Consider the following 12,180-nt stretch of genomic DNA (forward strand, 5'->3'; position numbering starts at 1 on the left):
AAATGATTCGCTTAACACTCAATGGTGAGCCGATTAAAACTGATGTAGTGTATTTGAGTGATTTGATTTTACAAAAGACGAATCATTCTAAAATGTATGCAGTTGCAGTAAATGAATATTTTATTCCAAAAAACGAGCATTCAAATTATTCATTGAGTGATGGTGATGTTATTGAGTTGGTTACTCCAATGCAAGGCGGATAATAGAGCAAGGTATTATTATGTGGCAATTAGCAGATAAAAGTTTAAGTAGTCGTTTACTCATTGGTACTGCATTATATCCTTCTCCAGATATCATGTGCCAATCGATTCAAGCCTCTGCATCTCAAGTTGTGACCGTTTCACTTCGTAGACAAAATCCGCAAAATGCAGATGGAGAAGACTTTTGGAATTTAATACAGTCGATGAATCTTAATTTATTACCTAATACAGCGGGTTGTCATTCTGTGTCTCAAGCAGTAACTACCGCACAAATGGCACGTGAATTATTTGGTACTCACTGGATTAAATTAGAAGTCATTGGTGATGAATATAATCTTCAGCCAGATCCGTTTGGTTTATTAGAAGCGACAAAAGAGTTAGTCGCGCAAGGTTTTGAAGTTTTTCCCTATTGTACTGATGATTTAGTTTTGTGTGAAAAACTGGTTGAAGCCGGTTGTCAAATTTTAATGCCTTGGGGATCTCCTATAGGTACCGGTAAAGGTTTGATGAATCCCTATGCACTACGCACTTTAAGAGAGCGTCTAAAAGATATAACGTTAATTGTTGATGCTGGAATTGGAGCGCCTTCTCATGCGGTTGAGGCGATGCAATTAGGTTTTGATGGCGTATTGTTGAATACGGCTGTTGCCCAAGCGAGTGATCCTGTAGTGATGGCACGAGCATTTAATTTAGCAGTACAAGCGGGGCGAATGGCTTATCAATCAGGTATGATTCCTGAGCGAGACTTGGCACAACCAAGTACGCCAACAATTGGCACACCATTTTGGCAGCAATAAAATTGCTAATAAACAATTACTCATTGGAATCAAAAAAATTAAATGTCATATAATAATAAAAAACAACCAATCATTTTAAATATTGCCGCAACAGACTCAGCGGGAATGGCAGGGGTTACGGTTGATATAAAAACGCAACAAGCTTTTGGCGTTCACAGTATGGTGGCGGCAACGGCAACGACTGCGCAAAATAATCTGCAAGTTTGTTCGGTTAATGCGGTTCATGAAGAAGTTTTAAAAGCACAGTTAAAAGCACTAAAAGCGTTTTCTATTTCGGTTGTAAAAGTTGGTCTGATTTGTAACCTTGAGCAAGTAAAAATAATTGCCGAGTTTGTACGCGAAACTCAATGTACACTTATTTTAGATCCTGTATTTTCTTCAAGTAGTGAGTGCCCATTGTTTAACACAAAAGATATTGCGATTTATGCAGATATTCTATTACCACTTTGCACGCTAGTGACACCTAATTACGATGAAGCAACCCACTTAACTTGCTTGCCAACTGTTACACCAGATGATATTGAATTAGCTGCCGACTCATTACTTTTACTGGGAGCAAAAAATGTATTAATAAAAGGTGGGCATTCGGAGAGTGACATGTGCCAGGATTATTTTACTAATAATCAGAAAAGTTTTTGGCTTTCAAGTCCTCGTCATAATGTCAATTCTGTCAGGGGAACCGGGTGTGCGTTAGCTTCTAGTATTGCCAGTAGTTTGGCGTTAAATTATGAAATTGAAGATGCTTTAGTGATTGGTAAAATGGCTATTAACCAAGGTATTCAAAATAGTTACCCAGTACAAAATAAAAGGGCTTTATCGATTACGCATTTTCCTGATAATGAGGAACATCTTCCTTGGCTCAATGCATCGCCTGAAGTGATATCATATCCTCAATTTCCTGAGTGCAATTCAACGGCATTAGGATTATATCCAATAGTTGATAGTAGCGAATGGTTACAAAAGCTTTTACCAGCTGGCGTTTCAACCATACAATTAAGAATTAAAGATTTAACTGGTGCATTACTTGAACAAGAGGTGGCTAGTGCTGTGGCCATTAGTGAGCGTTTCGGTTGTCGCTTATTTATTAATGATCACTGGCAGCTTGCGATAAAGTATGGTGCTTATGGGGTGCATCTTGGGCAAGAAGATCTGGATACTGCTGATATTAATGCGATTTTTAACGCTGGCTTGCGACTAGGCATTAGTACGCATTGCCATTATGAAGTTGCTAGAGCTATTCAGTATAAACCTTCTTATATTGCTTGTGGGCCAGTGTTTCATACTAATACCAAAAAAATGCCGTGGGTGCCGCATGGTATTGAAGGTTTGAAATATTGGCGGAAAGTGCTTACTTGCCCATTGGTGGCAATTGCAGGAATTAATCAGGATAATTTTGCTCAAGTGGCTGCAACAGGCGTTGATGGCATCGCAATGATTACTGCCATTACTCATGCTGAAGATCCTCAAGCGAAAGCTCAACTTTTGATGAGGTTATTTGATAGTTGAGTTAATGCTTTGGATTATTTTGTTGAATATAATCTAATAACGCTTTAGCGTCTTCAGGCTCAACCGGATCGTCTGGATGAATTTTGGGTTCAATATACTGAGTGTTAATGTGGTAGCCTTGTTTAATGAGTTCAACTTCTTTTTGGTAGCGTAGCATTTTGTATTCTTTGACTTTCTCTACCCATAAATTTTGCCATTGCTCTCGTTCATCTCCTTCAAAATGTTCTCGGGCATGAGCTTCACGAGTTAGAATTTTGTAATTGAGTAGGTAAACACCTTGACCGTCTTTGTCCATCATTTGGCGTTTACGTCGGAAGCTAACTACCATATACACATCATTGATATAAAAAAAACAGCTATGATTGGAGCCGAGTTGCATCCATTCATCAAGTGTAGGTGTGTAAATAGGATCTGGCTCATAAATACCATCTTCAATGGCATAGAGAATAGACAGTTGGCCTGATAAGCGGGGAGAATAGAGTTCAGTGTAGGGTTGCCAGCCTAAATGAACCAGGTTTTGCAAAGTTTCGGTGAAACGAAGGCGGGCTTCATCGTGATTAATAAACTGTTCAGTTTGTAGGCTACTGTTAATACTAAAATCATCAATCCCTCTATCAGGGTATTCAGTATCTTCTGTGCCAGTACTACTCAATACAAATGGAATGGTAAAGCTATGTTGACCGTGTTCAACATGTATAGTTCCTTTCTGTTTACTACTCCAATTTTGTTCATAAAAACTTAACCCTGCGGGTTGCTTATCAATGCTTTTTTTTATGTATAAGGGGTTGCGTTGATTATATTCATCTGGGCTGATACCCACTTGAACGTAAAAAGGAGAGGCGGGCATTGAATTATCCTTCTGTTGATCTGACTCGCAGCTTGTATTAAACAAGCTGGCGAATAGATATAACAAGCGATTCAATTTCATCAACTAAGGTTTGTATGGTTGTGGATTATTTTGTTGAATATAATCTAATAACGCTTTAGCATCTTCTGGCTCAACCGGATCGTCTGGATGAATTTGGGGTTCAACATATTGCGTATTGATATGGTAGCCTTGCTTAATGAGCTCAACTTCTTTCTGGTAGCGTAGCATTTTGTATTCTTTGACTTTCTCTATCCATAAGTCTTGCCATTGCTCTCGTTCATCGCCGCTAAAATGATTTCTGGCGTGAGCTTCACGGGTTAAGAGTTTATAATTGAGCAGGTAAACACCTTGACCATTTTTATCCATAAATTGCCGCTTACGTCGAAAACTCATCTCCATAAAAACACCGTCAGTATGAAAAACCCACCCATGCGATGATCCCAGCTGCATCCATTCATCCAGCGTTGGAATATAGAGTGGATCTGGTGCGTAGAATTCGTCTTCGATAGCGTACGCAATTGATTGCTGTCCTGACAAGCGGGGATCAGAATAGTACTCAATATAAGGTTGCCAGCCTAAACGAACAAAGTTTTGTAAAGTTTCGGTGAAGCGAAGGCGGGCTTCATCGTGGTTAATAAACTCTTCGGCTGTAATGCCACTGCGAATGCTAAATTTGTAAATTCCTCTTTTAGGGGAGTCAGCATTTTCTGTACCAGTACTGCCTAATACAAATGGAATGGTAAAGCTATGTTGGCCATGCTCAACATGTACGGTACCTTGTTGTTGTATATTCCAGTTTTGCTCATAAAAATTTAACCCGGCAGGCTGTTTATCAATGCTTTTTTTTATGTATAGGGGGTTGCGTTGATTATATTCGCTGGGGTTGATACCCACTTGAACGTAAAAAGGAGAGGCGGGCATTGAATTATCCTTCTGTTGAACTGACTCGCAGCTTGTATTAAACAAGCTGGCGAATAGATATAACAAGCGATTCAATTTCATCAACTAAGGTTTGTATGGTTGTGGATTATTTTGTTGAATATAATCTAATAACGCTTTAGCGTCTTCTGGCTCAACCGGATCGTCTGGATGAATTTTGGGTTCAACATACTGAGTGTTAATGTGGTAGCCTTGTTTAATGAGTTCAACTTCTTTTTGGTAGCGTAGCATTTTATCCTTTTTAATGGCATCTACCCAAAGTGTTTGCCAACGCTCTCTATCGTCTCCTTCAAAGCGATTACGTGCGCGTGCTTCACTGGTTAGGATTTGATAATTGAGCAGGTAAACACCTTGACCATCTTTTTCCATCATTTGACGTTTGCGTCGAAAGCTAACTATAATGAAAACATCATCGACATGAAAAGCCCAACGGTGTCCTGAACCTAACTGCATCCATTCATCAAGTGTGGGTATGTAAAGCGGATCTGGTGCATAGCTTCCATCTTCAATAGCATATTGAAAAGACTGGCTACCAGATAGCCTAGGTTCGGAATAAAATTTAACATAAGGTTGCCAGCCTAAATGAACTAGATTTTGCAAAGTTTCGGTGAAGCGAAGGCGGGCTTCATCGTGATTAATAAACTGTTCAGTTTGTAGGCTACTGTTAATACTAAAATCATCAATCCCTCTATCAGGGTATTCAGTATCTTCTGTGCCAGTACTACTCAATACAAATGGAATGGTAAAGCTATGTTGACCGTGTTCAACATGTATAGTTCCTTTCTGTTTACTACTCCAATTTTGTTCATAAAAACTTAACCCTGCGGGTTGCTTATCAATGCTTTTTTTTATGTATAAGGGGTTGCGTTGATTATATTCATCTGGGCTGATACCCACTTGAACGTAAAAAGGAGGAGTAGGCATGGTATTTCCTTGTTTTTTTTCGTTATCACAACCTGATAATACAAGGCTGCATAATATTATTAATAGTCTTTTTATTTGCATTAATAGACCAAAGCTGCATCGGGGGTGTTAACCCAGCCTGCCATTGTTTGTAACTCTTGTTCCATATAAGTTTGTTTGGTATGCATTAGCCGGTGAAACTTTTGAGCGGCCTTACCTATCCAGTCCATACGGCTCTCAAAGTCTTCTACAATCATATCATCAGGTGCTACCGATTTTAATTCTTCATCATCAATATCACATTCATGAGTAAAAGTGAGCTGGTAGGTAGGTGACATCCACTTAACCCATTTAGAGCGTTGTATTTTCGCCCAGGCTGCAAAGTCGGGGTTTTTATAAATCAAGGGTTGTAATACAGCCCCTTGCTCATGTTCTGCTATTGCCATTAAATGGTCTAGTTGAAATTCTTGCTTTTGTTCTAAATTGCTTTCATTTTCAATTTTTTCAACCAATTTAAAACCCTCAATGACATCTGACGAAGGAACAAAGTTGTTAATGGTTGCTATGGATTTTGCCGCCCAGGGTAGATCGTTGGTGATCTCTTTGACTGCATCTTCTAACTTGTTAGCATCACGTTGTTGGTTGCACATCATACCTTTTTGAAAATTCTCAGGAAAATGATTGTAAAACCAGTGTGAGGCGGCAATGTCTGTAAATAGCCACAAATTACCTTGACCTAAACCGCGAGGAATGGTTTTAAAAGCAATATACATTGAGTTCAATTGCCATGTTGCTAATAAACAGGCAACTGTTTTGCTGGCAAAAGCACCTAGCGCCATCCAGTAATAACGTCCTCGTTTTTCCGGGGTGCCGCCATCTTCTGTTTCTAAATAAAAACGTGCATAAGTTGCAGCTATACGCTTGGCACGAGCTTCAAACAAATCCACTAGTTTATATTCGTTTTCACCGACCTCATCGGATAAGCGTAAATAGGTAAATTGATGAGCCAGTGACCACAATAAGCCACAGTCGCAAACTATTTTTTCGGTTTTATTCGGCTTATCATTTTTTGCTGTAATAGGCTGTTCAATTGCCATAGTTTTTTCCTTGGTGTCTTTTAACTTTTAATAAAGCCTTTATTAATGATGAGCTTTGCCCACACAATATAAAAATCAATTTCTTCGTCTTTTTCAGTTGAAACAATAGTTGTTGTTCCGTTGACTGATGTTCTGCTATCGGCAATATGTAAAGGCTCTGCTGATGAACCCGCTTTAACTGTTTTGTAATCAACATTTTTAACCGGGTTACCTGCATCGTCTACCAGTTGAAAGCGTAAAACATATAAACCATCAACTTCTTCTTCTGTGATTGGTGATACATTAACCGATTCTCCTATTTGTGTCATACTTGAAATCCTTGAAATTGGTTGGTAACAATGAGTATTGGCATAATTGTTATTGCCAAGCTACTTTTTCTAGACAAACTGCGGCTCTGCATTCCCTATCGGAAGAGCTATAAACTAAATGAGCCCCCGACTTTTTTTGTTTTAATAAACTGATACTCGATAAGCCAATGAGTACGCTGCCGGTTGCTGTGCCTAAATCACCATAACAATCGGCAGGGTGTTCTGTTACTAAGTCTTCAGAAAAGTAATTTGAGTTACGTATCATAGCAACACCATACTCTTTCGCCCAAAAGTGTTCACCATTCATACTACTATAAACAGTGCTTATTGGTGCTCCGGTATAAGTTTTTAATGCTTGTTTAAAAGCATCGTCTAACCCGCTGGCTTGATGCGGGTGGAAGCTGTACAAGTGTCCTGCTTCTTTAGCTATGCCTGGAGGATGTATTTCTATAACAGAATTATTTTGTTTGAGAGCGAGTTCTTTGTGTCGAGTAATTAATAAGAAGCCAGCCCCTTCCCCCGGCGCAAAACCATTCGAGTTGTGTTCTGTTAGTAGGCGGTTGTCTTTATCGAGTAAATTAATTTGCGATAGACTGTGATAGCTGTCACTGCCACCAATTAAGACATAATCATTATCTGTTTGCTCAAAATAGTGATGTGCCATGCTAAGGCTGTCAATGACGGCAGCTCTACCGGTATAAAAGTAACGTATTTGTTCTATGTCTATAGGGGCTTTGCTGAGTTTTATTAATTGGCTGGTCAATAATTTTGCGCTAATTGGTTTGGGATGTGATGATGGTTCTGGCATTGATAAAATAAGCGGAATTTTTGTGGGGGAGAAATGCTCGTTATTATTGATATGCGCTAAAGATTCTTGTAGTGCGTAAACCGCCATTTTAATCATGTGATCGTATTGTTCTTGGTAATATGTACCAATTTCTAAGTCAACCTGTAGATCTTCAAATATTGATTTGGGAATATGAGTCATCGTGATAGAGTTGCCTTGTTGGCTCTCATATTTTGAGAGTTGATATGCACTGATTTTGGCTTTAACAGAGGCCTGTGTCATTTGGCTGTTGCTACCTACAGGGGTCTGCATACCTATTCCAGCAATGTACATTCGATATTTATAAGTCATTAACGTTGTTTTGATTAGTAGACGAAATAGTTTTTTATTCGCGTTTAAATTAATAGTGCTGGATTATAGAGTTAATTGACTATTGAAACTATTAAGTAGCTCGCTATGAGATTTAAAATTGCTGAGAATGTCGACTTTATCTCACTCAAAATTAAAGGGAATAATTGTGTGTACATTTCGTTAGCTCTTGAAGCTGCTTGATTTGTCTTAAATCTTGTTGCATTTTAATTTAAAGGGTAGAGTTTTAATTTGGGGTAACAAAGGTATAATGAGCTGACTCATCTATACTGTTAGGAGTATCAATGTACAAAAATTGGATTGTATTGTGCTTAATGCTCTTTCTTATTGCTTGTACAAGCAAAACAGAAAGACTTAAGGAACAAATAGCAACAGATACTATTTTAGTAGAAAAAAAGCTACAAAATTTATCGAATGGATTAAAAAATCAAACTATCAGCAATGCCGCTATTCTTAAGCAGTATGCATCTCAGCTCAGTCGAGGTAACTCTGAATATCAGGGATTAATTCAGTTATTGGCTAAAAATGCTGATATTGACGGACCTATGTATCAATCATTAGTTGAACGATTGAATGCAGTAAAAAAGTACTCGGCTTCAGGTAGTTCTATTGAGCTGTTAGAAGAAAATTTACTAGAGTTAGAAATTCTTGCTGAGGCTGCTCATCCGACTACATTTAATGATGCTTTATCTGATCCTATTAACGTTTTAGCTGATATTTCTGAAGGGAAGCTACCACGAGTTCAGTCGATTAAACGTGAACAAGAAAAGTCGGCTAATAGTGGTCAGGATTATGGCAAGGGAGCGCAGTTAATTGGCAATCCTCAATATGGGAGCTGGAAAACTAATAGCAGCGGGATGAGCTTTTGGGAATGGTATGGTGCTTATGCGTTGTTCTCGAATTTAATGGATGGACGCCGCTATAGTTATTCTGATTGGGGCAGAGGCCGTCCTTATTCTTATTACCATGATTACGGACGAAACCGATATACAAAACCATCGGTTTATAAGCAGCAAGATAAGCTGCAAACCCGTACGGAAAAATCGTTTAAGCAACAAGGTAAACGATTTTCAAGTCCTTATGCAAAAAAGCGTACAGGTGCAAGCGGGCTAAGTAAGACAAGTCAATCAAGACCTTCTTCTGGTAGTTTTCGTAAAGCATCTTCATTTCGTAAATCGGGATCCAGTTCGGGTCGTCGAGCACAGTCTAGAACAAGCCGCGGTCCTAGTCGCGGAAAATAAAGAGTAAGGGATCAATTAAATGAATTTAAATCAATTAGATATTTGGAATATTCAAGCATTTACACTCGATCTCCTCGTTTTTGTCGGGTTATTAATTAGCTTAAAATTTCTTAAGGGGGCTTTGTCCAGTGTTCAATCACAGGCTGAGTTAGTGGATAAAAATAATGCTGCTTTCGGCTTGAGCCTAGGTGGCGGTATTTTATCTGTTGGCATTATGCTAACAGGGGTTTCGTCTGGAGATTTTGCAGATTCTTTGGTTGAAGAAGTGACCGCAATGGCTATTTTTGGTGTGCTGGGGTTGGTCTTAATTTTACTTGGTAGAATGTTGCAAGATAAATTGGTACTGAGACAAGTTGATATTCATGGTGAGTTAGCAAAAGATAATATGGCTTGTGCCTTGTTAGATGTTGGACATATGTTGGCTGTAGGTTTAATTGTTCGTTCTGCTATGATTTGGATTCCAAATTCAGATCTTTCAATTATTCCTTTGTTAGTCGCTGCATTTTTTATGTCGCAACTGGTTGTCTCAATAGCATCATTGTATCGGGTTAAATTATTTAAAGCTCGTAACGCTAATCATGGGAATAATTTACAAGAAGCGATTATTCAAGGTAATAATGCACTTGCTTTACGATATGCTGCTTTTATTATCGGGGCTGCGTTTGCTGTAACAGCTGCATCTAATATAGTGACATTTAGTTTAGAGAATATGTGGCTTTCTGCTGCCATTTGGGCAGGACTGGCTTTAGCTATGGTGCCTGTTTACTCCTTGATCGTGTTAATTATTCGAAAGTTGGTATTAAGTGGTGTCGATGTTGCCGAAGAAGTTGACCGCCAAGGTAATGTTGGAATTGCCGCTGTTGAAGCAGCTATTTTTGTCGCTACAGGTTTGGTTTTTACTGCTCTGATATAATCCGATGAGTGAATCTATTCAAGCAAAACGTTGGTTGCTTTTGCGGCATGACATCGTTTTGCTTGGCATTATGATGGTCCTTGCTGCTTGTGGTTTAATCTACGAGTATTTATTGTCTCATTATGCTGGTCGCGTATTAGGTGTTATGGAAAGTACCATCTATGCAATGATTGGTATTATGATTGTTGCAATGGGACTGGGGGCTTGGTGCGCCAAATGGTTTAAATCTCCATTTACTGTTTTTGCCTGGTTGGAAATCTCCATTGCATTTTTAGGGGCTTCATCGATTCTAATTATTGCTGGTCTTATTGCAACAACTGATAAACTTCCCGAACTTATTTCAAGTACTTATAACCTTCCTCCTGATACTGTAATCACCGGTGGTGTGTTTGAACAGCTGCAATCTGTAAGTAGGACACTGCCTTATATTTTTGGATTTGTGCTTGGTTTATTAATTGGTATGGAAATTCCTTTAATTGCTCGAATCAGAGAGCAAGTGTATGGCATTCATCTAGAAAACAATGTGGGAACTATATATGGTGCTGATTATATAGGAGCCGGTGTGGGGGCTTTTATTTGGGTATCCTATATGCTGACTATTGATATTATTCTTGCCGCAACTCTAACTGCACTATTGAATATTATTGCTGGTAGTATTTTTCTATTTCGGTACTGGAAAAGTATTCGTTTCGGTAAGATGTTAGTAATTGCCCATTTATTATTGTTAGCTTTGTTGGTATTGATTGTAGATAGTGGCTCACGCTGGATGAGTGAGTTTTCAAATGTACTTTATCGTGATCAAGTGGTTTATCAAACACAAACTAAATTTCAAAATATTACTTTTACTGAGCGTTCTTTAGGAGTTACTAAGCAACCTGTTATTGATATGTATTTAAATGGTCGTCTTCAGTTTAGCAGTCAAGATGAGACTGTTTACCATAGTATGTTGGTCTATCCTGCAATGCTTGCTTCAGCGAGAAGAGAAAAAGTGCTTATCATTGGTGGCGGAGATGGTCTTGCGTTGCGTGATGTTTTGGAGTGGAATCCAGAGCAAGTGACGCTGGTTGACTTAGATAGAGGTTTAGTGGAGCTTTATTCTAATCGTTTTGCTATTTCATTAGATGAGCGCTCAAAAGGTTTGCGCAAAAGGCTTATAGAGCTTAATAAAGGGGCATTTGATGATCCAAGAGTCGAAGTCATTTTTGGGGATGCTTTTATTGAAATTGAAAGCCTGCTCAGCCAACAGCAACATTTTGATACGATTATTATCGATTTACCTGATCCGAGTCATCCTGACTTAAACAAGCTCTATTCTGATTATTTTTATGCCAGAATAAGACAATTGTTAAGTGGTGATGGCGTGATGGTTGTGCAGTCAACTTCGCCTTTTCATGCCAAGGATGCGTTTATCAGTATTGGCAAAACAGTTAAAAATGCTGAGTTTCTACATGTGGAGCAATACCGCCAGAATATCCCCTCATTCGGTGAGTGGGGGTGGACAATTGCAACTAAAATGGGGGCTTCAGCTAAGAGCCGACTTGAACAACAGGCCAGCTTAGTTGTAAACAGTCCGTATGTTACAAGAGATATTTTATTAGGTGCTTTTGCTATGCCAGCAGGCTTTTATCAGAATGTACAGGAAGTAAAAGTTAACTATTTAGGAAGTGGTGTGATTTACCAATACCACACCGAAGCATGGCAAAAAGATGTTGGGGTTTTTGCACCAATATCCAATTAATTTAAAATTCGCGCTTGACATTTTATGTCGAGTTTATTATCTTTATTTCACGCAAGACATTTTATGTCATAACAAAGAGGGTATTTGAATCATGTCATTAAAGGAACTGGCTATTCAACTTAACGGGTTTGTTCAAGATGGTTTTACATTGGATGTGTTACCTATTCAAAAGAATGATAAAGGAGATTTAGGTGTGCTTCAGGTTACGGTAGAAGGCTTTGATGAGCTTCCTATTTTTGTAACTGCTACTGATGAACAGATTTTATGTGTGACCAATTTATTTACCAATCAAGAAGTAAGTCCTGAATTAGTGAATGAATTGAACGCCATGCTATTAAAGTTAACAGTTAATGTACCGCTCAGTTCTTTTGGAATGATTGATGACCAATATGTGTTATTTGGTGCGATGAGTGTAAATACTTTGGTAGACAATATTGCTCATGAGCTAGTAACCCAAGCAGAAAATTCGCTTGAAGCTCTTGAAGCGTTAGAAGAGTTTTTAAAATAGAAGTGC

13 protein-coding genes are annotated in these 12,180 nt (G+C 38.6%); 7 read left to right on the top strand and 6 right to left on the bottom strand.

The features are described 5' to 3' along the window. Positions 1-2 precede the first annotated feature (2 nt). The 3 genes from thiS to thiE are packed head-to-tail and all read left to right on the top strand — an operon-like array spanning position 3 to position 2,503. Positions 3-203, top strand: coding sequence for a sulfur carrier protein ThiS (gene thiS / locus ACT5E3_RS04075; RefSeq protein WP_444997035.1), 201 nt, complete (start codon positions 3-5; stop codon positions 201-203). Positions 204-220: 17 nt separating this feature from the next. Continuing rightward, the gene (locus ACT5E3_RS04080; protein WP_444997036.1) at positions 221-997 is read left to right on the top strand and encodes a thiazole synthase; all 777 of its coding nucleotides are present in this window, start codon (positions 221-223) and stop codon (positions 995-997) included. Between the two features lie 42 nt (positions 998-1,039). Then, positions 1,040-2,503: a thiamine phosphate synthase gene (gene thiE / locus ACT5E3_RS04085; protein ID WP_444997037.1), complete on the top strand. Its 1,464-nt coding sequence runs from the start codon at positions 1,040-1,042 to the stop codon at positions 2,501-2,503. Position 2,504: 1 nt separating this feature from the next. On the opposite strand, the gene ACT5E3_RS04090 is transcribed toward thiE, so the two are convergent. The 6 genes from ACT5E3_RS04090 to ACT5E3_RS04115 form a co-directional block, all read right to left on the bottom strand. Continuing rightward, positions 2,505-3,350: a hypothetical protein gene (locus tag ACT5E3_RS04090; protein WP_444997038.1), complete on the bottom strand. Its 846-nt coding sequence runs from the start codon at positions 3,348-3,350 to the stop codon at positions 2,505-2,507. Between the two features lie 84 nt (positions 3,351-3,434). Next, positions 3,435-4,292 carry a hypothetical protein gene (locus ACT5E3_RS04095; RefSeq protein ID WP_444997039.1) on the bottom strand — a complete coding sequence of 286 codons (858 nt, stop codon included), beginning with the start codon at positions 4,290-4,292 and terminating at the stop codon, positions 3,435-3,437. 84 nt (positions 4,293-4,376) lie between these two features. Then, positions 4,377-5,234, bottom strand: a complete 858-nt coding sequence (locus ACT5E3_RS04100) for a hypothetical protein (RefSeq protein ID WP_444997040.1) — start codon at positions 5,232-5,234, stop codon at positions 4,377-4,379. An 80-nt stretch (positions 5,235-5,314) separates the two neighbouring features. Next, positions 5,315-6,310, bottom strand: a complete 996-nt coding sequence (locus ACT5E3_RS04105; protein ID WP_444997041.1) for a DUF2515 family protein — start codon at positions 6,308-6,310, stop codon at positions 5,315-5,317. Positions 6,311-6,330: 20 nt separating this feature from the next. Next, positions 6,331-6,618: a hypothetical protein gene (locus ACT5E3_RS04110; protein WP_444997042.1), complete on the bottom strand. Its 288-nt coding sequence runs from the start codon at positions 6,616-6,618 to the stop codon at positions 6,331-6,333. A gap of 49 nt (positions 6,619-6,667) precedes the next feature. Then, positions 6,668-7,717 (bottom strand): hypothetical protein, encoded by a 1,050-nt coding sequence (locus ACT5E3_RS04115; RefSeq protein ID WP_444997043.1) that lies wholly within the window; start codon positions 7,715-7,717, stop codon positions 6,668-6,670. A gap of 341 nt (positions 7,718-8,058) precedes the next feature. Between ACT5E3_RS04115 and ACT5E3_RS04120 the strand changes: the two genes are divergently transcribed. From ACT5E3_RS04120 to ACT5E3_RS04135, 4 genes are all read left to right on the top strand, one after another. Then, complete coding sequence (locus ACT5E3_RS04120) at positions 8,059-9,015, top strand: hypothetical protein (RefSeq protein WP_444997044.1); 957 nt, start codon at positions 8,059-8,061, stop codon at positions 9,013-9,015. A 19-nt stretch (positions 9,016-9,034) separates the two neighbouring features. After that, positions 9,035-9,928, top strand: a complete 894-nt coding sequence (locus ACT5E3_RS04125; RefSeq protein WP_444997045.1) for a DUF350 domain-containing protein — start codon at positions 9,035-9,037, stop codon at positions 9,926-9,928. A gap of 4 nt (positions 9,929-9,932) precedes the next feature. Beyond that, a complete protein-coding gene (locus tag ACT5E3_RS04130) occupies positions 9,933-11,666 on the top strand; it encodes a polyamine aminopropyltransferase (RefSeq protein WP_444997046.1) in 1,734 nt (577 codons plus the stop codon). 91 nt (positions 11,667-11,757) lie between these two features. Continuing rightward, positions 11,758-12,174, top strand: coding sequence for a YjfI family protein (locus ACT5E3_RS04135; RefSeq protein WP_444997047.1), 417 nt, complete (start codon positions 11,758-11,760; stop codon positions 12,172-12,174). The last annotated feature ends 6 nt before the right edge of the window (positions 12,175-12,180 follow it).

Source organism: Aliikangiella litoralis (assembly GCF_052495765.1).